The organism is Pseudomonas soli (assembly GCF_900110655.1).
Classification (GTDB): Bacteria; Pseudomonadota; Gammaproteobacteria; order Pseudomonadales; family Pseudomonadaceae; genus Aquipseudomonas; species Aquipseudomonas soli.
In genome coordinates, this window is record NZ_FOEQ01000001.1 from 365463 (window position 1) to 388315 (window position 22853).

A 22853-nucleotide genomic window follows, 5' to 3' on the forward strand; every position below is an offset into this window, starting at 1 on the left:
ACTCCTAATGAAACCCCAGTGTGTTAAGCAAAACGTGTTACGCCGCAATCAGTTCAGGTAAGGGGACCAGGACGGTTCTCTGACTTCGCCTTGAGCGGTAGGAAGCGGGAGCCTCACGCGGCCGTTAAGCGACACGAGCATCAAGACTCCCCGGCCCTGCTGGCGGGTGGCGTAGATTAGCATGGTGCCGTTTGGCGCAACAGTGGGAGACTCATCAAGACTGGTCTCGGAGAGAATCTTTACACTTCCACGTTGCAGGTCCTGCGCGGCCACCTTGAAGTTGGTGAAACCCTGCTGGCGATGGATCATCACCAGGGTCTTTTCGTCCGCCGAAAGTTTCGGGTTGGCGTTGTAGTTACCCACGAATGTCACGCGCTCGGCACCACCACCACCGACCGACTGTTTGTAGATCTGCGGCTTGCCGCCACGGTCGGAGGTGAAGTACAGGGTGTTGCCATCCTTGCCCCAGAACGGCTCGGTATTGATACCTGGGCCGGCGGTGACACGGCTGATCTGGCGCGAAGCCACGTTCATCACATAGATGTCCGGGTTGCCGTCTTTCGACAGCACGAACGCCAGGCGGGTGCCGTCAGGCGACCAGGCGGGAGCGCCGTTCAGGCCTTCGAAGTTGGTGATCTGCTCGCGGCGACCGGTGTCGATGTGCTGGATGAAGATGCGCGGGCGCTTCTGCTCGAACGAGACATAGGCGATACGCTTGCCATCCGGCGCGAAACGTGGCGACAGGATCGGTTCACGCGACTGCAGCAGGGTTACTGCACGGGCACCGTCGTAGTCCGAACGCTGCAGGGTGTAGCGGGTGTTATTGGTCGAGAAGCGCTCGGCGGTCACGTACAGCATGCGGGTGGAGAACGCACCCTTGATGCCGGTGAGCTTCTCGAACGACTGGTCGGCGATGTAGTGCGACATGTCGCGTAGCTGGTCGACGCCACCGGCCACGCTGCCGGTCAGGACCTGCTGCTCGGTGGCGACATTGAACAGGGCGTACTGCACCTGCAGGCGACCACCAGCCGGCACGATGCTGCCGACCATGACGTACTGGGCGCCCAGCGCTTTCCAATCACGGAAGATCACTTCGCTGGCCTGGCTTGGCTGGCTGATCATGTTCTGCCGCGGGATCGGCGCGTAGTAGCCGGAGTTGCGCAGGTCGTTGCCGATGATATCGGCCATGTCTTCCGGCAGCACGCTGCCGCCCTGGACACCGAACGGCACTACCGCAATTGGCGTTGCCCGGTCGCTACCGCTTGTGACCAGGATGTTCTTTTCCTCTGCCATCGCCATGCCTGCCACACAGCAGAGCAAGACCAGGAGTCCTCTCAGACGTTTAATCACAACGCTAGATCCTCAGGTGTAAATGTCATCTTGAATGAACGATACGGATTGAAATCGCTCGGCTTCAAGCCCTGCATCTCGGTCAACCGACCAATGTTCTTAACTGCGGCCACGGCCGAGCTATCGAACGGACCGTCACCACTGGACTTGGCCACACTCACGTTGGTGATGGTGCCGTCCGGCAGCATGTTGATCTGCAGAACTACCGTCATGCCCTTGCGCGCGGATGGCGGACGCGCCCAACCTTCGGCCGCGCGCATGCGAATCAAATCGTCGAAGTCGCCGGCCACCTGGTCACCCTGCTCGTCGGCCAGCGCCTGCTGCCGTTCGGTGGTGTCGGACAACAGCTCGGCGAGTGCCTGGGCCTTCTTGTCTTCCGCCGCCTTGCGGGCCGCTTCCTGTGCCTTTTTCTTCTGGGCGTCTGCAGCGGCCTTTTTCTTGGCCTCTTCAGCTGCCTTCTTCTTCGCGTCCTCGGCCGCCGCTTTCTTCTTGGCGTCCTCGGCTGCTTTTTTCTTCGCGTCTTCGGCGGCTTTCTTCTTCGCCTCTTCCGCGGCCTGTTTCTTGGCTTCTTCCTCGGCCTTCTTCTTGGCTTCGTCCTCAGCCTTCTTCTTGGCGATGTCGGCCTGCTGTTTCTCGGCGGCCTTTTTCGCTTCCTCGGCTTTCTTGGCCTCGGCGGCTTTCTTCTGCTCGGCGGCCTTCGCGGCGTCTTCGGCTTTCTTCGCCTCGGCGGCTTCGCGAGCCTCCTCGGCCTTTTGAGCGGCGTCGGCTTTCTTTTGTTCCGCGGCCTTCACGGCCTCCTGCTCGACCTTCTTCTGCTCCAGCTGTTCGACCTCGGTCTGGCGCGAGGCGGTTTTCTTCGCCTCCCCGGCAATCTTCTGATTGGTCTGGGTGGTCGCCTGACTCTTGGACTTGAGCTGGTACAGCGTGGCCTGGACGATAGGCTTGGAGGGCGGCAGCTCGGGCGTCATGGCAAAGCTGACGAACAGCATGCCGAACACCAGCACGTGCAGCGCAATGGCCCAGACACTGGGCCAGAAGTAGCTTTCCGAGGCGGATGGCTCTCGCTGTTGCATCAGGGCGCCTCGGTAATCAGGCCAACGTTACCGACACCGGCCTTCTGCAACCCGCCCATGGCGCCCATCACCGCACCGTAGTCGACAGCCTTGTCGCCACGGATGAAGACCTGGGTCTGCTTGCCCTGGTCACGACCGGCGGCGATGATCTTGGTCACCGCGCTGGTCATTTCCGGCAAGGTCATGGCCTTGTCCATCTGCTTGTCGGTGTCGACTTCGCTGCCGAGGTTCCAATAGTAGGTCTTGTCGGCCTTGATCGAGATGGTCAGGACCTGGACGTTGTTGTCCTGCGGCAGGGCTTCGCTGGAAACCTTGGGCAGGTCCACCTTCACGCCCTGGTTGAGCATCGGGGCGGTCACCATGAAGATAACCAGTAGCACCAGCATCACGTCGATGTAGGGCACCACGTTCATCTCGGCGACCGGCTTGCGTTTGTGGCGAACTCGGGCCATGGGTTTCTACCTGATCACTCTTCGCTGGTGTGTACTTTGCGGTGCAGGATCGCCTGGAACTCGTCGGCGAACGTGTAGTAGCGCCCGATCAGCACTTCACTGCGCGCGGCAAAACGGTTGTAGGCGATAACAGCCGGGATCGCGGCGAACAGGCCGATCGCAGTGGCGATCAGCGCCTCGGCAATGCCCGGGGCCACGGTGGCCAGGGTGGCTTGCTGGGCGCTGGCCAGGCCACGGAAGGAGTTCATGATGCCCCATACGGTACCGAACAGACCGATGTACGGGCTGGTGGAACCGACAGTGGCCAGGAACGGCAGGCTCTGCTCGAGCTTTTCTTCCTCGCGGGAGATGGCCACGCGCATGGCACGCCCTACCCCTTCCATGACCGCGTCCGGGTCGACACCTGGTTGCTGGCGCAGGCGCGAGAATTCCTTGAAGCCGGCACGGAAGACCTGCTCGACACCCGAGTCCGGGTCAGGGTTGCTGCCCGCCTGGCGGTACAGCTTGGACAGGTCGATGCCCGACCAGAAGCGCTCTTCGAAAGCGTCCAGTGCACGACGACCGGCGCGCAGCATGGTGCTGCGCTGGAAGATCATGATCCAAGAGGTCACCGAGGCTGCCACGAGGGTCAGCATTACCAGCTGAACCACGACACTGGCATTGGCGACCAGGCTCCACATGGAGGTATGGTCGACGACGTTTGCTTCCACGCTTATTCTCCTGCGTTCGATTGAGTACCCGTGCCGTCCGCCAGGAAGGCGTCGCGCAGTTCTGGGGGAATGGCCCGGGGTTTGAAAGTGTCGGCGCGCACGGCGGCCACCAGGAACTGCCCCTCGCAGAGCAGCACTTCATCCTTTGCTCGCCACACCTGCTGCACGAAGCGCAGGCTGGCACGATTCAATTCAAGTACTTGCGCGGTTACCCGCAGCTCGTCGTCCAGGCGGGCCGGCGCGTGATAGCGCGCCTCGCTGGAATGGACCACGAACAGCAAGTTGTCCTGCGCCAGCTGGGCCTGGGAGAACCCCAGGTGACGCAGCCGCTCGGTGCGTGCGCGCTCCATGAATTTGAGGTAGTTGACGTAATACACCACGCCACCGGCGTCGGTATCCTCGTAATAGACGCGACAGCGGTGTGCGAACGGTTCCAGCCCATTTTGCGCGCGCATACTCTAGTGCTTACTCCTGTGCTTGCCAATCCGCTGCGGCAACTGTTTTTGCATCGATAATGTCGTATTGCCAGCGAGCCCTGGGCATGCCAGCGGTAGGACCGCAAAAATGCCGATTCGATCTGTCATTCGTCGTCTTGCGCGGCATATTCGCCACCCTCGCAGAAACGCCCGGGAATGTTGAGGCCGAAGTGCAGGTAGGCATGCCGGGTGACCACGCGCCCACGAGGGGTGCGCATGATATAGCCTTGCTGAATAAGGTAAGGTTCGAGCACGTCTTCGATGGTGTGGCGCTCCTCGCCGATCGCCGCGGCAATATTGTCGAGCCCCACCGGACCACCGTCGAACTTCTCGATCATGGTAAGCAGTAGACGCCGGTCAGAGTGATCGAAGCCACGCTCGTCGACATCCAGCAGGTTCAACGCCATGTCCGCGACCGCCTTGGTGATCTCACCCTTGCCACGCACTTCGGCAAAGTCGCGCACCCGCCGTAGCAGGCGATTGGCGATCCGCGGGGTGCCACGCGCCCGGCGGGCGATCTCGAATGCGCCTTTGTCGTCCATGGGCAAGCCGAGGATGCCGGCCGAACGGCTGACGATGGTCGCCAGGTCCCTGTCGCTGTAGAACTCCAGGCGCTGGACGATACCGAAGCGGTCACGCAGCGGGTTGGTCAGCATCCCGGCACGCGTGGTGGCGCCGACCAAGGTAAACGGAGGTAGGTCGAGCTTGATGGAGCGCGCAGCCGGGCCCTCGCCGATCATGATATCCAGCTGGAAGTCTTCCATCGCCGGATAGAGCACCTCCTCGACCACCGGCGACAAGCGATGGATCTCGTCGATGAACAGCACGTCATGCGGCTCGAGATTGGTCAGCATCGCTGCCAGGTCACCGGGCCGCTCGAGAATCGGGCCGGAGGTGCTCTTGACCGACACGCCCATCTCGTGGGCGATAATGTTGGCCAACGTGGTCTTGCCCAGACCCGGAGGACCGAAGATCAGAGTGTGATCAAGTGATTCGCTGCGCCCGCGCGCGGCCTGGATGAACAGCGACATCTGCTCGCGCACCACCGGCTGGCCGATGTACTCGTCCAGGCTCAGCGGGCGGATCGCACGATCCTGGACCTCTTCGCGGTCGCGTCCGGAGGCGGCGATCAGGCGGTCGGTCTCGATCACTTGGTAATCATCCCTTTGAGGCTGCGACGGATCAGTTCCTCACTGCTGAGGCTGGCCTTGCCCTCGATGGCGGCAATCGCCTTGCTGGCTTCCTGCGGCTTGTAACCGAGTGACACCAGGGCGCTGACCGCATCGGCCTCGGCGTTGGAAACACTGGCCACCGGCACCGGGCCGTCGGACACCAGGGCGAACATGGCCGGCGAGGTTTCCCAGGCCTTGAAGCGGTCCTTGAGCTCGACCAACAGGCGCTCGGCAGTTTTCTTGCCCACACCGGGCACTCGCACCAGAGCCGAGGCATCCTGGGCCTGGACGCAGCGCACCAGTTCGTCGGCCTCGAGCCCCGACATCAGCGCCAGCGCCAGTTTCGGGCCAACGCCATTCAGGCGGATCAGCTCACGGAACAGCTCGCGCTCGCGCTTTTCGAAGAAGCCGTACAACAGATGAGCGTCTTCACGCACCACCAGATGGGTGTGCAGGGTGACGGTCTCGCCCAGCTTGGGCAGGCGGTACAGCGTGGTCATCGGCACTTCGAGCTCATAGCCCAGGCCGTTGACGTCGATAATCAGGTGCGGCGGCTGTTTTTCCGCCAGGGTGCCACGCAAACGTCCAATCACGTTCCGATCCTTCCTCTCGGGCGCCGGTCGAAAACCGGTCCACCCTATCAGCAAATGCGCCGGGAGAGTGCTTCACCCGGACAAAATGTGTATCACCGCATGAAGCGGTTACAGACGCAAGCGTCCGCCACGGCGCCGGGCTGTCGCCAACCCGTGGGGGATAAGGCTGGAGCGGGTATGGGCATGGCACAAGGCGATGGCCAGGGCGTCGGAGGCGTCGATCTGCGGTTTCTGGGTCAGCTTGAGCAGGTGCATGACCATCATCATCACCTGCTCCTTGTTGGCGCCGCCGGTGCCGGCCACGGCCTGCTTGACCTGGCTGGCGGTGTATTCGGCGATCTCAAGGCCCGCCTCGGCGGCGGCGACGATGGCCGCCCCCCGGGCCTGGCCAAGCTTGAGCGCCGAATCGGCGTTGCGCGCCATGAACACCCGCTCGATGCCCATGGTCACCGGCTCATGTTGGCGGATTATCTCGCTGACACCGCGAAAGACGATCTGCAGACGCTCGTGCAGCTCACCGCCGCCAGTGCGTATACAGCCCGACGCCACGTACTCGCAGCCACGGGCAGTCTGGCGGACCACGCCAAAACCGGTGATGCGCGAGCCGGGATCGATACCAAGAATGAGAGTCATAGCGCCTACAAAGGTGTGCGAATTTGCCGGCCTTATCGCGGGAAAAGCCCGCCCCCACAAAGACTACACCGCAATCTGGCGCAGGCCTTGTGGGAGCGGGCTTGCCCCGCGCTACAGCCGATAGCCGAAACGATCAGCCCAGCGTTTCCATGATCTCATCGGAGATCTGTGCGTTGGAGTAGACGTTCTGCACGTCATCCAGGTCCTCGAGCATGTCGATCAGCTTGAGCACCTTCTCCGCACCGTCCTGGTCCAGCTCGGCGCTGGTGGTCGGCTGCATCACGATCTCGGCGTCGGACGCCTTGAAGCCGGCCTCTTCCAGGGCGTTGCGCACGGCATAGAAGCTGTTGAACGAGGTGAACACGTCAAAGGAGCCGTCGTCGTTGACCACCACATCGTCGGCATCGGCCTCCATCGCGGCTTCCATCAGCGCATCCTCGTCCACGTTCAACTCGGCAGCGAAGCTGATCTGCCCCTTGCGCTCGAACAGGTAGGCCACCGAACCGTCGGTACCGAGGTTGCCGCCGCACTTGGTGAAGGCATGCCGCACGGCCGCGGCAGTACGGTTGCGGTTGTCGGTCATGGCTTCGACCATGATCGCCACGCCGCCCGGGCCGTAACCCTCGTAGCTGAGCTCTTCGACGTTGTCGCTTTCGTTGGTGCCGGCACCGCGGGCCACGGCGCGATCGATGATGTCGCGGCTCATGTTGGCACCCAGGGCCTTGTCCAGCGCCAGGCGCAGGCGCGGGTTGGACGCCGGATCACCACCACCTTGCTTGGCAGCGACGGTCAGTTCGCGGATCCACTTGGTGAAGATCTTGCCTCTCTTGGCATCCTGGCGTTCTTTGCGGTGCTTGATGTTCGCCCACTTGGAATGACCGGCCATAACGACTCCAAATCCTTGAAACAGAAACAGGTTCCGCCCCGAAGGGCGGAACGTGAAGAATCCTGCGCCTCAAGCGCGGGGGCACCCCGTTACCGGGGCACCCCGATCGATCACTCGACCTTGGTCTGCTCGCGCAGACGGATGTGCAGCTCACGCAGGGCCTTGGCGTCGACCAGGCCCGGGGCCTGGGTCATGACGCACGCGGCGCTCTGGGTTTTCGGGAAGGCGATCACTTCACGGATCGACTGCGCGCCGGTCATCAGCATGACCAGGCGGTCCAGGCCGAAGGCCAGGCCACCGTGAGGCGGTGCGCCGAACTTCAGGGCGTCGAGGAGGAAGCCGAACTTCTCTTCCTGTTCCGCCGCCTCGATACCCAGCAGGCGGAACACCGCCTGTTGCATTTCCTTGCGGTGGATACGGATCGAACCGCCGCCCAACTCGGTGCCGTTGAGCACCATGTCGTAGGCACGCGACAGCGCGGCGGCCGGATTGGCCTCCAGCTCCTCGGGGGTGCACTTCGGCGCGGTGAACGGGTGGTGCAGCGCGGTGAAGCTGCCGTCTTCGTTCTCTTCGAACATCGGGAAGTCGACGACCCACATCGGTGCCCACTGGCAGGTCAGCAGCTCGAAGTCATGACCCAGGCGGATACGCAGCGCGCCCAGGGCTTCGCTGACGATCTTGGCCTTGTCGGCGCCGAAGAACACGATGTCGCCATCGACGGCGCCAACGCGGTCGAGGATGGTGTTGAGGTTGGCCTCGGGGATGTTCTTGACGATCGGCGACTGCAGACCCTCGACACCCTTGGCGCGCTCGTTGACCTTGATGTAGGCCAGGCCCTTGGCACCGTAGATGCCGACGAACTTGGTGTACTCGTCGATCTTGCTGCGCGGCATGCTGGCGCCGCCCGGCAGGCGCAGCGCGGTGACGCGGCACTTCGGATCGTTGGCAGGGCCGGCGAAGACCTTGAAGTCGACATCCTTGAGCTGGTCGGCAACATCGATCAGTTCCAGCGGGATACGCAGGTCCGGCTTGTCGGAGCCGTAGCGGCGCATGGCCTCTTCGTAGGTCATGTGCGGGAAGTCACCGAACTCCAGGTCCAGGACTTCCTTGAACAGCTTGCGGATCATGCTCTCGGTGAGGCCCATGATCTCGGACTCGTCGAGGAAGCTGGTCTCGATGTCGATCTGGGTGAATTCCGGCTGGCGGTCGGCACGCAGGTCTTCGTCGCGGAAGCACTTGGCGATCTGGTAGTAGCGGTCGAAGCCGGCGACCATCAGCAGCTGCTTGAACAGCTGTGGCGACTGCGGCAGTGCAAAGAAGCTGCCGGCGTGGGTACGGCTTGGCACCAGGTAGTCACGGGCGCCTTCCGGCGTGGCGCGGGTGAGGATCGGCGTCTCGACGTCGAGGAAGCCGTTCTCGTCGAGGAAGCGACGGATGCTGCTGGTGATGCGCGAACGCAGGCGCAGCTTGTCGGCCATTTCCGGGCGACGCAGGTCGATGAAGCGGTAGCGCAGGCGGGTTTCTTCGCCCACGTCGGAGTATTCGTTCAGCGGGAACGGCGGCGTTTCCGCCTCGTTGAGCACGGTCAGCTGGTAACCGAGGATCTCGATGGCGCCGGAGGCCATGTTGGCGTTCACCGCGCCATCCGGGCGCTTGCGTACCTTGCCGGTGATCTGCACGACGTATTCGCTGCGCACACGGTCGGCGGCGGCGAAGGTTTCGGCGCGATCCGGGTCGAACACGACCTGGGCCATGCCTTCGCGGTCACGGATATCGAGGAAAATCACCCCGCCGTGGTCGCGGCGACGATGGACCCAGCCGCAGAGGGTGACTTCCTGGCCGTCCAGGGACTCGTTCAGTTGGCCGCAATAATGGCTGCGCATCATGGTCGTGGTTTCGCTTCTCGTGATTCGTATGTTCGGTGGAGGTCTTGGCCGCCCAAGGGGCTAATACTGCAAGACCTGGTCGGTGCAATTCAACTCAGTCGGCCTTGTCGCCGCCTGCCAGATTCTTTTTTGCCCCGGTCTTGAAGTCGGTCTCGTACCAGCCGTTGCCGCTCAGGCGGAAGCCGGGGACCGACAGCTGCTTCTTCAATGCCGGCGCCTGGCATGCCGGGCAATCGGTCAGCGGCGCGGCACTGATCTTCTGCAACACCTCCATGCGGTGTTCGCAGGATGCACATTGATAGTCGTAAAGGGGCATGGCGTCTCTCGTCAACCACATCGCACGCTGCCCAAGGCAGCAAAGAGCGGGATTATATATGGTTAAGGAGTGCTGTGCAGCCCGGCGATCAGTGTACGTCCCGCCCCTCCTGCAACCAGGTGACGCAGATCACCCGGACCAACCCACTGAAATTCCTTACCCCGCCATGGCGCAGGTGCACCTCGCGGTCCACATAGGACAGCACCGCGCTCACCGAACAGCGGTTGGCCTGGGCGATGCGCTCCAGGATGCGCCAGTACACCACCTCCAGACGCAGGCAGGTGGCGAAACCGTTGAGCCGCACCGAGCGTGACACAGGCCCCGCCTGCGCCATGTCGAAGTCCCGCCTGAACGGATCGACCCGGGGGCTGCCCGCACCCTGCCTGTGCCTCGCATTGCCGTCGATACCACGCATCGGATTGTCCACCGCACCGCTCCATCATCTCGAAACCACACCCCCGCCCGCCTTGCGAACGGATCCATGTGTTTCATGAAGCGCCACCCGATCATGCCGATAGCAGCGGCAAAGCCTTCCCCGCAAACGCGCAGGCCCGATACCTATGAAGGCATCGGGCCTGGCTTAGTTGGACCAAACGACGGTCAAGCGGTAATCAGTTCCCGTCGAGCAGGACGCGCAGCATCCATGCCGTTTTTTCGTGCACCTGCATGCGCTGGGTCAGCAGGTCGGCGGTCGGCTCGTCGCTGACCTTGTCCACCACCGGGAAGATGCTGCGAGCGGTACGCACCACGGCCTCCTGCCCCTGCACCAACTGGCGGATCATCTCTTCGGCAGGCGGCACGCCCTCCTCTTCCTTGATCGAAGAGTGGCGAGCATAAAAGGCATAGGAACCCGGCGCCGGGAAGCCCAGGGCACGGATACGCTCGGCGATCGAATCGACCGCCAGGGCAAGCTCGTTGTATTGCTCCTCGAACATCAGGTGCAGGGTGCGGAACGACGGACCGGTGACGTTCCAATGGAAGTTGTGGGTTTTCAGATACAGCACATAGGTATCCGACAACAGGCGGGACAAGCCATCGACGATGGACTTGCGATCTTCTTCACTGATACCGATATCGATTGCCATGAAGCTCCCCTTTCCATAAGGCTTGATCATCAAGCGGGCAGCAAACACTCTAACAAGAGTTGGTTACCGGCGCATGCGGCACAAGGCTGCACTGACAGCCGTCGGCGCCAATCGGTTTGAGAAGCCCCCGCCTTTGCTGTTAAATAGGCAGTGTGCCACCCGTGCGGATTGTCAGTGCCGGGTGCATAGGCTGGCCCGTCACGTTTTCGCGCCTACAGTTCACGCGCACCGTGCGACCAGCTCATCCTGTGATCGGCCTTATCAACGTGAGCCAAACCCAATGTTCAAGATCGTCCATCTGGTGACGGGCGTGGCGGCTTTGCTGCTATCGCTCATACCCACCTTGAAAACTGACGCGACACCCTTCCTGCAGCAACCCGAGGCCGTCTACCTGGCGCTGCTCGGCCTGCTCAACCTGGTGATTGCCCCGGTACTGCCACAGTACTACAAAGGCATGCGCCAGCAGCTGCAACACGCCACCAGCATCCTGCTGGTCGTGGCCGTGGTCCTGCAGACCCTCACCCTGCTGGCCCGGCCGGAGCTTGGCAACCTGCCAGCACTGGCCTGTGCCTTCCTCGCCAGCGTGCTGCACCTGGTGGCTGGCTTCGTTCGCGGCACGCGAAAGGCCCGCGCCAGCCAGGGTAATCCCACGGAGGCCGGCCAGCGCGATACCGGCACAGTGAAGTGGTTCAACACCTCCAAGGGCTTCGGGTTCATCTCCCGCGACTCCGGTGACGATATCTTCGTGCACTTTCGCGCCATCCGCGGCGAGGGCCACCGGGTGCTGGTCGAAGGCCAGCGCGTGGAGTTCTCGGTGATGCACCGCGACAAAGGCCTGCAGGCCGAAGACGTGGTCGCCGTCGCGCGCCGCTGAACCCGTGCCGCCGCCGTGCTCAATAGTGAGGCGGCGGCGCTTCTTCTTCCCCGCCGCCCTGCTGGCCAGCCATCTCCTCGTAGCGTTTGATCAGCTCCGCCACCTGCAATTGCAGGCGCTCGATCACTCGACTCTGCTCGACAATCACATCATTTAGCGCTTGCAAGCTGTCATCCTGAAACGCCTGGCGGGTCTCCAGCTCGATCATGCGCATTTCCAGTTCCTGCGACATCCTCAAGCCTCCTTGAAGCTCTCACCCAGCAGCGCACGCACTTGCTGGCGAATATCATCGAGCTGCTCCTGGGTGTAGCCGATGGCCGCCACCTTGCCCCAGACCGGGGCGGGCCAGGCGGCATCACCACGGTGGCGCACGATCACATGCATATGCAGCTGGCTGACCACATTGCCCAGGGCTGCGACGTTCATCTTGTCGGCGGCAAAGACATCCTTCAACGCCTCGGCCAGGGCGCTCGTCTCGACCCACAACTGCTGCTGATCCGCTTCCTCGAGCTCGAACACTTCAGTGATATCGGCGCGACGCGGCACCAGGATGAACCACGGGTAGTTGGCATCCTTGCTCAGCAGCAGGCGGCACAGCGGCAGGTCGCCCAATACCAGGGAATCCTCCTGCAGACGCGAATCGAGAGTGAACACGGCAAACCTCCTTACTAGCGATACAGCCCTTCCAACCGGCCGGGCACAGGGGCGCAAGGATACTCTGCTTCGGCATCTGCCACACCCGCCGACGCCGATTCGAACCATTTGTAGCACGCGAATGACAACATCAACGCCCCGCTTCGGTAACACAGCGCTACTTTTCGCACCAAAATGATGCCGCTCGTCAGACCTCCACCACACATCCGTCACATAAAACAGCCAGGATAAACAATCGTCGGTAACACCTTGACTTGGAAGGCAGCTTCACACACATACGCCAGAGACCGCCGTGAACTGCCACCGAAGCGGTCGCAGCCCGTGTTTTCGGAGGTTTTCCGGCTACAGGCAGGGTCTTTGTGAAAATTTCATCAAAGGTTCGTGATTTTGAGCATGCTTGTTGCATTCGTTACACGCCAAGTCGGCACGCTACCTGCACTGCAGGGTGAATGCGACAAATAACAACAGCGGCATCGGATAAACCAGGGAGTTTCACAAGCCGTACTTTGTATTTATACAAACATGACGGTTTCGAGACAGCGCTGGCGTTGTACGCCTCTATAAAACGGGCGTGATTTGCGACATGGAGACAACTGACAGCGACATGGCCATAAAGTTACCGAAAGGTTGTTTCTGCCCATATCGCCAAGAATAGTCCGCGTGATATACATTTTCGCCGACATAACAAGAAAGAGCCGGCCCTATAACTAAAACACTTGGGTGCGGCGGTACTCTTCCTAAAAACCAAAGGAGCAAATCACGATGCGCGTGATGAAGTGGAGCATGATCGCCCTGGCCGTAGCGGCAGGGACTTCGCAGATGGCTGTCGCCTCTTCGCAGGATGAGTCGAAAGGTTTCGTCGAAGACAGCAAGCTGAACGTCAAGATGCGTAACCTGTACTTCAGCCGTGACTATCGCAACACCGAGTCGGCCGGCAACAAACTCGCCGGCCTGCGCCACGACCAGCGCGAATGGGGTCAAGGCTTCATCGGCACCTTCGAGTCGGGCTTCACCCAAGGCACCGTGGGTGTAGGCGTCGACGCCATCGGCCTGCTGGGCATCAAGCTTGACAGCGGCCGCGGCTACTCGGGCACCGGCCTATTCCCTACCGGATCCGACCAGCGCTCCCAGGATGACTACTCCAAGGGTGGCGCCGCCGTTAAATTCCGTATTTCCGACACCGTCCTGAAGGTCGGCGACCAATTTACCGCCCTGCCGGTGTTCGCCACCGATGACAGCCGCCTGCTGCCCGAAACCGCGCAAGGCGCATTGCTCACCAGCAATGAAATCAAAGGCCTGACCCTGCATGCCGGCCGCTTCAAGAGCATGAGAGCCCAAGCGGAAACCGACCGCGACAGTATCAGTGACGGTCTGGGTCGCCGCGGCCTGAAGGAAGCAGACGTCTTCGGTGGCTCCTACGCCTTCACCGACAGCCTGTCGACCAGCCTCTATTACTCCAAGGTCGAAGACTACTGGCGCAAGTACTACGCCAATGTCAACTGGGCATTGCCGATCTCGGACAAGCAAGGCCTGGTGTTCGACTTCAACATCTATGACACCAAAGGCGAAGGCGACAACCTGTACCGCGCCACCGCCGACGGCGACAAACTCGACAACCGCGCCTACAGCTTCTCCGGTGCGTACAATATCGGTGCCCACACCTTTACCCTGGCTTACCAGAAAGTCACCGGTGATGGCGAATATGCCTATGGCATCGACGGTGGCGGCAGTATCTTCCTGGCCAACTCGGTAGCCCGTTCGGACTTCAACGCCGAAGGCGAAAAATCCTGGCAGGTCCGCTACGACCTGAACTTCGCCGAGTTCGGCGTACCAGGCCTGACCTTCATGACCCGCTACGTCCGCGGCACCGGCGCCCACACTGCCGACACCAACGACGGCAAGGAATGGGAACGCGACGTGGACATCAAGTACGTCCTGCAGGAAGGCCCGGCCAAGGATCTGAGCTTCCGTGTCCGCCAGGCTACCTATCGTTCCTCCGACGCGGTCTACTCCAACTCGCTGGACGAACTGCGCCTGATCGTCGAGTACCCACTGAGCATCCTGTAAACCCAGGTTTGCGACGCCCCAAGATGAAGAAGCCCGGCGATCGCCGGGCTTTTTCTTGGCTGACAGAACCGCGCCAGTGCTGCATTCTGTACGCTTTCGTTTCGCCCCCGTACAATGCGGGGTCATTTCACATTCAGGCAATCGACACGGCTCACCATGCGCACCAGTCAATATTTGCTCGCCACCCAGAAAGAAACCCCGGCCGATGCAGTGGTCATCAGCCACCAGCTCATGCTGCGTGCCGGCATGATCCGCAAGCTGGCCTCCGGCCTGTACACCTGGTTGCCAATGGGCCTGCGGGTAATGCGCAAGGTCGAAGCCGTGGTACGCGAGGAAATGACCGCCGCCGGCGCCCTCGAGGTGCTGATGCCGAGCATCCAGCCGGCTGAACTGTGGCAGGAATCCGGCCGCTGGGAGCAGTACGGCCCCGAGCTGCTGCGCCTGAAAGACCGCCACCAGCGCGAATTCTGCGTCGGCCCGACCCACGAAGAGGTCATTACCGACCTTGCGCGCAACGAGCTGTCCAGCTACAAGCAGCTGCCGCTGAACATGTTCCAGATCCAGACCAAGTTCCGCGACGAGATCCGTCCGCGCTTCGGCCTGATGCGCGGCCGCGAGTTCATCATGAAGGACGCCTACTCCTTCCATGCCGACCAGGCTTCCCTGCAGGAAACCTACGACCGCATGCACCTGGCGTACTCCAACATCTTCACCCGCCTGGGCCTGGACTTCCGTCCGGTGCAGGCCGACACCGGTTCGATCGGTGGCAGCTACTCCCACGAATTCCACGTGCTCGCCTCCTCCGGTGAAGACGACGTGATCTTCAGCGACAGCTCCGATTACGCCGCCAACATCGAGAAAGCCGAAGCCATTCCCCGCGAAACCGTGCGCCCGGCGCCGACTGAAGAGTTGCGCCTGGTCGACACCCCGAACGCCAAGACCATCGCGCAACTGGTGGAAAACTTCGGCCTGGCGATCGAGAAAACCGTAAAAACCCTGATCGTGCACGGTGCCGAGGAAGGCAAGCTGGTCGCGCTGATCGTCCGTGGCGACCACGAGCTCAACGAAATCAAGGCCACCAAGCTGGAGCAGGTCGCCGACCCGCTGGTGATGGCCACCGACGCCGAGCTGCGTGCCGCCATCGGTGCCGGCGCAGGCTCCCTCGGCCCGCTGAATCTGCCGCTGGAGTGCATCATCGACCGCTCGGTCGCCCTGATGAGCGACTTCGGCATCGGCGCCAACATCGACGACAAGCACTACTTCGGCGTGAACTGGGAACGCGACCTGCCGGTTCCACAGGTCGCTGACCTGCGCAACGTGGTCGAGGGCGACCCGAGCCCGGACGGCCAGGGTACCCTGGTGATCAAGCGCGGCATCGAAGTCGGCCACATCTTCCAGCTCGGCACCAAGTACAGCGAAGCACTCAAGTGCCAGGTGCTGGGTGAGAACGGCAAGCCTGTAGTCCTGTCGATGGGTTGCTACGGCATCGGCGTGTCCCGCGTGGTCGCCGCCGCCATCGAGCAAAACCACGACGACAAGGGCATCATCTGGAATGACGCCCTGGCCCCGTTCCAGATCGCCCTGGTGCCGCTGCGCTACGAAACCGATGTGGTCCGTGAGGCTACCGACAAGCTTTACGCCGAACTGACCGCCGCAGGTTTCGAAGTCCTGCTGGACGACCGCGACAAGAAGACCAGCCCCGGCATCAAGTTCGCCGACATGGAACTGATCGGCATCCCACACCGCATCGTCGTCAGCGACCGCGGCCTGGCCGATGGCAACCTGGAGTACAAGCACCGCACCGAGTCGGAGGCCCAGGCACTGCCGCTCAATGAAGTGCTGACCTTCCTGCAGGCCCGCATCCGCCGCTGATAACCCGTTACGCGAGTGATCATGTCCAAGCGAAGTACCTACACCCTGGGGGGCGCCGCACTGTGCGGCGCCCTGCTCCTCGGCGGCTGCGCCAACCAGATGTCCCAGCGCAGCGATCATGAGGAGCGCGTCGAGCGCAAACTGCTCGAGCACAGTCTGCAGATCGATGTCGGCGAGCCGAAGGTGATGGAGCTTCCGCAGCGGCGCGTGCGCATTCATGAGCTCAAGCGTTTCGAAGTCACCGAGTTCGAAGTCACCCGCCGCTACGACCGCTACACCCCTTACCAACCCTGGCGGGAGATCTACGAGATCCCGCTGGGCGCGGTGGCTGTGGTGGCGGGCATCAGCGCCAACGTGGCCAATGTGTTCGCTTTGGGCAACCTGCCGGACAGCATCACCCACGACTGGCTCAGCTATGGCGTGGCGGGCGTCAACCCGTTCATGAACGTACCGTCCAACGGCCGTGCCCAGCAGAACCTGGCGGGCATCGACGAAGTCGAGAAAGGTAAGCGCGAAGAGTCCATCAGCCTGCCGTGGAACGAGCGCCTGGTCGAGGTCAAGGCTGGCAAGATGACCCACGAGCTGACCACCGACAAGCATGGCGTACTGCGCCTGAACCTGCTCGACAGCCCGTTCTCCGAGCAGAACCTCAACCATATCGGCACCCTGCACCTGCAGGTGGTGGATGAGGAAAACCAGGTACGAGGCGATGCCAGCTTGCTGGTCAGCGGCAATTTGCGTGGCAAGTTGCTCGAGGCCCACGAGCTGATTTTCGATGACCTCGAGGACGACGATGTCGGCCAGTGGGTACATCGGGTCAAGCGCCTGTCGGAACTGGGCCTGGAAGAAGAGGCCAGCGAACTCGAACAGAGCCTGATCGAACTGACGCGCAACGATCCTGAGCTGCAGCAGGAGTTTCTGCAGGCACTGACAAAGGCCACCGGGCGACTGGTTGCCGATCCGGGCGTGCAGTAAAACGAGAAGGGGCCGCTTGTGCGGCCCCTTCTTCTTTATATGTCCCGAAACAACTCCAACTGCTCAAGCGCCCCACGCAGGTCCCGCAGCCTCACCCCTACTCCCAGCAACCGCACCGGCTTGCCACCTCGGGCAAACGCCTGGCTGAGCAACTGCCGGTAGCTCTCCAGGTCTCGCCCCGCCCCCGCCTGCTCCAGCGTGGTCTGGCTGAAGTCATGGAACTTGACCTTGACGAAAGGCTTGTCGGGCCGATAGCTGCTATCCATGCGCGCAATCCGCTCATTCAGACTGGCGAGCAGGTCAGGCAGCTTCTCCAGGCAACTGCTCAGGTCAGGCAAGTCATGGTCGTAGGTGTTCTCGACACTGACCGACTGCCGCCGACTGTCGTTGTGCACCGCACGCTCGTCGATCCCTCGCGCCAGCCCCCACAAGCGCTCGCCGAAGCTGCCAAATTCGCACACCAGCGCCAGCCTCGACCAGTCGCGCAATGACAGGCAAGTATCGATCCCCAATCGCGAAAGCTTATCCGCCGTCACCTTGCCAACGCCATGCAAGCGGGCAACCGGCAAAGCCGCGACAAATTCCTCCACTTGGTCAGGGGTAATGACGAACAATCCATTGGGCTTGCGCCAATCGCTGGCGATCTTGGCCAGGAACTTGTTCGGCGCCACGCCTGCGGACACCGTGATATGCAGTTGTTGGGCGACCCGACGACGAATGTCCTCGGCAATCCGCGTGGCGCTGCCGGCAAACCATTGGCTGTCACTGACATCCAGGTAAGCCTCGTCCAGCGACAGCGGTTCGATCAGCTCGGTGTAGTCCCGGAAGATCGCGTGAATCTCGCGGGACGCCTCACGGTAAGCCTCGAAACGCGGCTTGACGATTTCCAGGTCGGGGCACAGTTTCATGGCATGCCCCGATGCCATCGCCGAACGCACGCCATAGGCGCGCGCCTCGTAGTTGCAGGTGGCGATCACGCCACGCTGACCTGGCTGCCCACCCACCGCCATGGGGCGACCGACCAGGCGCGGGTCATCGCGCATCTCGATGGCGGCGTAGAAGCAGTCACAATCAATGTGGATGATCTTGCGCAAGGACATGGATGACAGCCACTACTGTAAATTCATACAGATATTACCGTACCGCCAACGGACGAGACAGCCTGGACCGGACAATCGGCCTGCAAGCCCCGTCGCCACTGCGCTGCGGCGCGATCTGGCACGCTAAGGGTTTGAACGAAAAAGGTTTTTCTTGAGGAAATGCTTGACAGGCAAGGGAAAATCCGTAGAATTCGATCTCACAGGCGCGGGATGGAGCAGCCTGGTAGCTCGTCGGGCTCATAACCCGAAGGTCGTCGGTTCAAATCCGGCTCCCGCAACCAGATTCAAGAAAAGGCCACTGTTCATACAGTGGCCTTTTTTATTGCCTCTATATTCACACCGAAAGAAAAACCCACGAAAAATCAAGTAGTAACGCTTGACAGCGGTTGGGAAATCCGTAGAATTCGATTCCACAGGCGCGGGATGGAGCAGCCTGGTAGCTCGTCGGGCTCATAACCCGAAGGTCGTCGGTTCAAATCCGGCTCCCGCAACCATATTCGTCAGAACAAACCCCGCCTGTCGCAAGACAGTGCGGGGTTTGTTGCATTCAGCCCCTACCCTTTCGATTCCTCCTCGCCAAGCCCTGGTTCCAGCCCTTGTAGACGGCTGAATGAACTATCTTTAACTATCCTGAAACAGATTAAGCCGCCGGCGCGGAGTAATATTCGGATACGTTTTTCCAAAGGGACTTTCACTTGGCCGCACCTTGCCTTCACCTCGCGCGCTGCGCACGAGGCACTCCATGACCCCCCCCACTCCCGAGCCCCAGGCACCGTTGACCACGGCCTTGCCGGCGGCGGCGCAGCGCCTGCCCTGGCTGGAACGCCTGAGCAAGTACCGTCAGCCGCTGGGTTTGGCGCTGACATTGCTGTTGTTCGCCATGGGCCTGATTGCCTGCCGCCATCTGTTGAGCGAACTGGATATCTACGCCCTGCATGATGCGATGCTCAGCGTACCGACCCAGTCGCTGCTCGGCGCGCTGCTGGCCACGCTGGTCGGCTTCGTGATCCTGCTCGGTTACGAATGGTCGGCCAGCCGCTATGCCGCCGTGCAACTACCACCCCGCACTCTGGTGCTCGGTGGCTTCAGCGCCTTCGCCATTGGCAACGCGATAGGCCTGTCGATGCTGTCGGGTGGCTCGGTGCGTTATCGCCTCTATGCCCGTCAAGGCTTGGGCGCCGCAGAGGTCGCGCGCATGACGGTGTTCGCCAGCCTTTCGCTGGGCTGCGCGCTGCCGCCGCTGGCGGCACTGGCCACCCTGAGCGACCTGCCGGCAGCGGCAACGGCGCTGCGCTTGCCTGCGCCGCTGCTGGGCGGGATTGCCATCGCCGTGCTGGTCGCGGCGGTCGCCCTGGTCATGGGCCTGTACCGCCGTCGCCTGCCTGAGCAGCCGCTGGCCGACAACCTGCTGGTGCAGTTCGGGCGCCGCACCCTGCGCCTGCCAGGCGCGCGCCTGACTGCGTTGCAACTGCTGATCACCGCCCTGGATGTCGCCGCCGCGGCCACCGTGCTTTATTTGCTGCTGCCCGAAGCCCCACCCTTTGGCGCGTTCGTGTTGGTCTACCTGCTTGCCCTCGCCGCCGGGGTGCTGAGCCACGTGCCGGGTGGCGTCGGGGTGTTCGAGGCGATCCTGCTGGCCGCGTTCGCCAACCAGCTGGGCGCGGCGCCACTGGCGGCCGCCCTGCTGTTGTACCGGCTGATCTACGTGGTGCTGCCGTTGCTCGTGGCCTGCGTACTGCTGCTGGCCAACGAAGCCCGCCGGCTGATGGTCGCCCAGCAGGCGATCCGCGCAGCCTCGGGCCTGGCCGCGCCGGTGCTGGCGATCCTGGTGTTCCTTTCCGGCGTGGTGCTGCTGTTCTCCGGCGCTACCCCGGAGATCGACAGCCGTCTGGAGCACATGGGCTTCCTGATCCCACACCGCCTGATCGATGCCTCGCACTTCGGCGCCAGCCTGATCGGCGTGCTCTGCCTGCTGCTCGCCCAGGGCCTGCGCCGGCGCCTGTCGGCTGCCTGGCTGCTGACCACCGTGCTGCTGCTGGTGGGCGCGGTGCTGTCGCTGCTCAAGGGCTTCGACTGGGAAGAAGCCAGCCTGATGTGCTTCACCGCTGCTCTGCTCGCCCTGTTCCGCCGCTCGTTCTACCGTCCCAGCCGCCTGCTGGAGCTGCCGTTCTCGCCGGTGTACCTGGTGGCCAGCGCCTGCGTGGTCGGCGCCTCGGTATGGCTGCTGCTGTTCGCCTACCAGGACGTGCCCTACACCCACAAGCTGTGGTGGCAGTTCACCCTTGATGCCGATGCGCCGCGGGGCTTGCGCGCCGCGCTGGGCAGCGCCGTGCTGCTGGTGATCGTCGCCCTGACCTGGCTGCTGCGCACCGCCCGGCCCGTGATCCATCTGCCCAGCGAAGACGAGCTGCAGCGCGCCAATCGCATCCTGCTCGCCTCCGACCAGCCCGATGGCGGGCTGGCCCTGACCGGTGACAAGGCGCTGCTGTTCCACCCCAACGACAACGCCTTCCTGATGTATGCCCGTCGCGGCCGCAGCCTGGTAGCCCTGTACGACCCGATCGGCCCGGCCCAGGAACGCGCCGAAATGATCTGGCAGTTCCGCGACCTGTGCGACCTGCACCATGCCCGCCCGGTGTTCTACCAGGTGCGTGCGGAGAACCTGCCTTTCTACATGGACATCGGCCTGACCGCGATCAAGCTCGGCGAGGAAGCGCGGGTCGACCTGCGCCGCTTCGATATCGATGCCAAGGGCAAGGAGATGAAGGACCTGCGCTACACCTGGAACCGCGGCGGCCGCGACGGCCTGGCCCTGGAGATCCATGAGCCTGGTCACGCCCCGCTGGAGGCACTCAAGGAGATCTCCGACGCTTGGCTGAGCGGCAAGAACGTGCGCGAAAAAGGTTTCTCCCTCGGCCGCTTCAGCCCCGAGTACCTGCAGCATTTCCGTATCGCGCTGATCCGCTTCCAGGGCCGCCCGGTGGCCTTCGCCAACCTGCTGGAGACCCACAGCAACGAGCTGGCCAGCCTCGACCTGATGCGCGCGCATCCGGAAGCTCCGAAGCTGACCATGGAGTTCATGATGGTCGGTCTGATCCTGCACTACAAAAGCCACGACTACGGCCGCTTCAGCCTGGGCATGGTCCCCCTTTCAGGCTTGCAGCCGCGGCGTGGCGCCCCCTTGACCCAGCGCCTGGGCTCGATGGTGTTCCAGCGCGGCGAACAGCTCTACAACTTCCAGGGCCTGCGGCGCTTCAAGGACAAGTTCCAGCCGGACTGGGAACCCCGCTACATGGCCGTGCCAGCCGGGCTCGACCCGTTGGTGGCACTGGCTGACACCGCCGCCCTGATCGCTGGCGGCCTGACTGGATTGGTGAAACGTTGATGATCCGACGCTATTGGCTGTACGTACTGATTCCTCTGTTGCTGGCCGTGCTGGCCGGTGGCGCGGCCTTCTGGCTGTGGACCCGCCCGGCCCCCGAGGCACGTCTGGAGCACCTCACGCTCGACGACGGCAGCGCCCTGACCCGCGCCACTCCCGGCGTGCATGCCAAGGCCTGGGTGGCCATCGGCGTGCCCCAGGACCAGGCCCTGACCGACAAGCAACTGCTCGACCTCAGCCAGGCCGGCGAGGCCCAGCTGGTGCAGGTGGTCCTGCCGCCGGCCGACTGCGCCAAGCAGCAGGCCGCGATGGACCAGGCCCTCGCTCGACTGGCCGACAAACCGACCCTGGTTGCCGGTATCGGCCCAGGCGCCGCCCAGGCCTGGCGCTGGCTGGCCGCGCAAGGCGACGACAAGGCACGAGCCATCTCGGTGGATTTCACCGTCGAGCAGCCCGGCTGCCAGGCCGCCTTGCCCAAGTCCGCCGCCCATGGCCACTGGAATGTGGCCTGGAACGACAACCCGGATGACGCCAGCGCCGCCTTCGTGCGCGACCAGGCCAACGCCGAGACCAGCATCGCCGACTACGACATCCACCTGCCCCAGGTACTCAAGGCGCAGTTGACCCAGGCCCTGGTCGGTCACGATGGCAACGCCCTGGCCATCCCGGTGGTGGAAGTCCCGGCCGGGCAGACCACCGACACCGTCACCCTGTTCCTTTCCGGCGACGGCGGCTGGCGCGACCTGGACCGCGATGTAGCGGGCGAGATGGCCAAGCTTGGCTACCCGGTGGTCGGCATCGACACCCTGCGCTATTACTGGCAGCACAAGACCCCGGAGCAAAGCGCCGCCGATCTCTCCGAGCTGATGCAGCACTACCGCCAGAAATGGGGTACCAAGCGTTTCGTGCTGACCGGCTACTCGTTCGGCGCCGACGTGCTGCCGGCTATCTATAACCGCCTGTCCGCAGACGACCAGAAGCGCATCGATGCGGTGATCCTGCTGGCATTCGCCCGCAGTGGCAGTTTCGAGATCGAGGTGGAAGGCTGGCTCGGCAAGGAAGGCCAGGAAGCCCCAACCGGGCCGGAGATGGCCAGGTTGCCGGCGGCGAAGGTGGTGTGCATCTATGGCGTGGAAGAGACTGACGAGAGCGGCTGCACCGACAAGACCGCCGTGGGTGAGCGCATGAAACTGCCTGGCGGCCACCACTTCGACGAAAACTACCCGGCGCTGGCCAAGCGTCTGATCGGTGAGATCGAGACCCGCCAGGGAAAGGCCAACGTCGCTGAGAAATGATA

General features: G+C 62.7%; 22 protein-coding genes and 2 tRNA genes. 8 read left to right on the top strand and 16 right to left on the bottom strand.

Features of this window, described 5'->3' with window-relative positions:
* Positions 1–48: 48 nt before the first annotated feature.
* The 13 genes from tolB to BMY03_RS01720 all read right to left on the bottom strand — a co-directional run bounded on the left by tolB (position 49) and on the right by BMY03_RS01720 (position 10632).
* A complete protein-coding gene (tolB, locus tag BMY03_RS01660; RefSeq protein WP_201754910.1) occupies positions 49–1299 on the bottom strand; it encodes a Tol-Pal system beta propeller repeat protein TolB in 1251 nt (416 codons plus the stop codon).
* A gap of 47 nt (positions 1300–1346) precedes the next feature.
* Positions 1347–2423 (bottom strand): cell envelope integrity protein TolA, encoded by a 1077-nt coding sequence (gene tolA / locus BMY03_RS01665; protein WP_094010089.1) that lies wholly within the window; start codon positions 2421–2423, stop codon positions 1347–1349.
* The gene (tolR, locus tag BMY03_RS01670) at positions 2423–2875 is read right to left on the bottom strand and encodes a protein TolR (RefSeq protein WP_023628694.1); all 453 of its coding nucleotides are present in this window, start codon (positions 2873–2875) and stop codon (positions 2423–2425) included. The genes tolA and tolR overlap by 1 nt, the downstream gene beginning before the upstream one ends.
* Before the next feature lie 14 nt (positions 2876–2889).
* On the bottom strand, positions 2890–3585 hold the full coding sequence (gene tolQ / locus BMY03_RS01675; RefSeq protein WP_023628695.1) for a protein TolQ: 696 nt from the start codon (positions 3583–3585) through the stop codon (positions 2890–2892).
* Positions 3586–3587: 2 nt separating this feature from the next.
* The gene (gene ybgC / locus BMY03_RS01680) at positions 3588–4040 is read right to left on the bottom strand and encodes a tol-pal system-associated acyl-CoA thioesterase (RefSeq protein ID WP_023628696.1); all 453 of its coding nucleotides are present in this window, start codon (positions 4038–4040) and stop codon (positions 3588–3590) included.
* A 125-nt stretch (positions 4041–4165) separates the two neighbouring features.
* Positions 4166–5212 (bottom strand): Holliday junction branch migration DNA helicase RuvB, encoded by a 1047-nt coding sequence (gene ruvB, locus BMY03_RS01685; protein ID WP_023628697.1) that lies wholly within the window; start codon positions 5210–5212, stop codon positions 4166–4168.
* Entirely contained in the window at positions 5209–5826 is a 618-nt protein-coding gene (gene ruvA, locus BMY03_RS01690) for a Holliday junction branch migration protein RuvA (protein WP_023628698.1), read from the bottom strand. The genes ruvB and ruvA overlap by 4 nt, the downstream gene beginning before the upstream one ends.
* Before the next feature lie 108 nt (positions 5827–5934).
* Positions 5935–6459 carry a crossover junction endodeoxyribonuclease RuvC gene (gene ruvC, locus BMY03_RS01695; RefSeq protein ID WP_023628699.1) on the bottom strand — a complete coding sequence of 175 codons (525 nt, stop codon included), beginning with the start codon at positions 6457–6459 and terminating at the stop codon, positions 5935–5937.
* Positions 6460–6592: 133 nt separating this feature from the next.
* Complete coding sequence (locus BMY03_RS01700) at positions 6593–7345, bottom strand: YebC/PmpR family DNA-binding transcriptional regulator (RefSeq protein WP_023628700.1); 753 nt, start codon at positions 7343–7345, stop codon at positions 6593–6595.
* Positions 7346–7455: 110 nt separating this feature from the next.
* Complete coding sequence (aspS, locus tag BMY03_RS01705) at positions 7456–9231, bottom strand: aspartate--tRNA ligase (RefSeq protein ID WP_094010090.1); 1776 nt, start codon at positions 9229–9231, stop codon at positions 7456–7458.
* Between the two features lie 94 nt (positions 9232–9325).
* The gene (locus tag BMY03_RS01710; RefSeq protein ID WP_046856766.1) at positions 9326–9547 is read right to left on the bottom strand and encodes an FmdB family zinc ribbon protein; all 222 of its coding nucleotides are present in this window, start codon (positions 9545–9547) and stop codon (positions 9326–9328) included.
* Between the two features lie 88 nt (positions 9548–9635).
* The gene (locus BMY03_RS01715) at positions 9636–9962 is read right to left on the bottom strand and encodes a ribbon-helix-helix domain-containing protein (protein ID WP_052062246.1); all 327 of its coding nucleotides are present in this window, start codon (positions 9960–9962) and stop codon (positions 9636–9638) included.
* Between the two features lie 196 nt (positions 9963–10158).
* Positions 10159–10632 carry a Dps family protein gene (locus BMY03_RS01720; RefSeq protein WP_028690591.1) on the bottom strand — a complete coding sequence of 158 codons (474 nt, stop codon included), beginning with the start codon at positions 10630–10632 and terminating at the stop codon, positions 10159–10161.
* Between the two features lie 280 nt (positions 10633–10912).
* On the opposite strand from BMY03_RS01720, the gene BMY03_RS26735 reads away from it, so the two are divergent.
* Positions 10913–11506: a cold-shock protein gene (locus tag BMY03_RS26735; RefSeq protein WP_023628702.1), complete on the top strand. Its 594-nt coding sequence runs from the start codon at positions 10913–10915 to the stop codon at positions 11504–11506.
* 19 nt (positions 11507–11525) lie between these two features.
* On the opposite strand, the gene BMY03_RS01730 is transcribed toward BMY03_RS26735, so the two are convergent.
* Together BMY03_RS01730 and BMY03_RS01735 are read right to left on the bottom strand one after the other, a co-directional pair.
* Positions 11526–11738, bottom strand: coding sequence for a SlyX family protein (locus tag BMY03_RS01730; RefSeq protein WP_232888061.1), 213 nt, complete (start codon positions 11736–11738; stop codon positions 11526–11528).
* A 2-nt stretch (positions 11739–11740) separates the two neighbouring features.
* Positions 11741–12160 carry an HIT family protein gene (locus BMY03_RS01735; RefSeq protein ID WP_094010091.1) on the bottom strand — a complete coding sequence of 140 codons (420 nt, stop codon included), beginning with the start codon at positions 12158–12160 and terminating at the stop codon, positions 11741–11743.
* Positions 12161–12922: 762 nt separating this feature from the next.
* Between BMY03_RS01735 and BMY03_RS01740 the strand changes: the two genes are divergently transcribed.
* The 3 genes from BMY03_RS01740 (at position 12923) to BMY03_RS01750 (ending at position 17074) form a co-directional block, all read left to right on the top strand.
* Entirely contained in the window at positions 12923–14227 is a 1305-nt protein-coding gene (locus BMY03_RS01740; RefSeq protein WP_094010092.1) for an OprD family porin, read from the top strand.
* A gap of 156 nt (positions 14228–14383) precedes the next feature.
* Entirely contained in the window at positions 14384–16099 is a 1716-nt protein-coding gene (locus BMY03_RS01745; protein WP_038705582.1) for a proline--tRNA ligase, read from the top strand.
* A 21-nt stretch (positions 16100–16120) separates the two neighbouring features.
* Complete coding sequence (locus tag BMY03_RS01750; protein WP_031314425.1) at positions 16121–17074, top strand: hypothetical protein; 954 nt, start codon at positions 16121–16123, stop codon at positions 17072–17074.
* A 35-nt stretch (positions 17075–17109) separates the two neighbouring features.
* Here the strand turns inward: BMY03_RS01750 and dinB are convergent, their stop codons facing one another.
* Positions 17110–18168, bottom strand: a complete 1059-nt coding sequence (gene dinB / locus BMY03_RS01755) for a DNA polymerase IV (RefSeq protein WP_177182877.1) — start codon at positions 18166–18168, stop codon at positions 17110–17112.
* Positions 18169–18378: 210 nt separating this feature from the next.
* Here dinB and BMY03_RS01760 point away from each other — a divergent pair.
* From BMY03_RS01760 to BMY03_RS01775, 4 genes are all read left to right on the top strand, one after another.
* Positions 18379–18455, top strand: a tRNA-Met gene (locus BMY03_RS01760).
* 136 nt (positions 18456–18591) lie between these two features.
* Positions 18592–18668 (top strand) — tRNA-Met (locus BMY03_RS01765).
* Between the two features lie 248 nt (positions 18669–18916).
* Entirely contained in the window at positions 18917–21559 is a 2643-nt protein-coding gene (gene mprF / locus BMY03_RS01770) for a bifunctional lysylphosphatidylglycerol flippase/synthetase MprF (protein ID WP_094010094.1), read from the top strand.
* Positions 21559–22851, top strand: a complete 1293-nt coding sequence (locus BMY03_RS01775) for a virulence factor family protein (protein WP_094010095.1) — start codon at positions 21559–21561, stop codon at positions 22849–22851. The genes mprF and BMY03_RS01775 overlap by 1 nt, the downstream gene beginning before the upstream one ends.
* Positions 22852–22853: the final 2 nt, after the last annotated feature.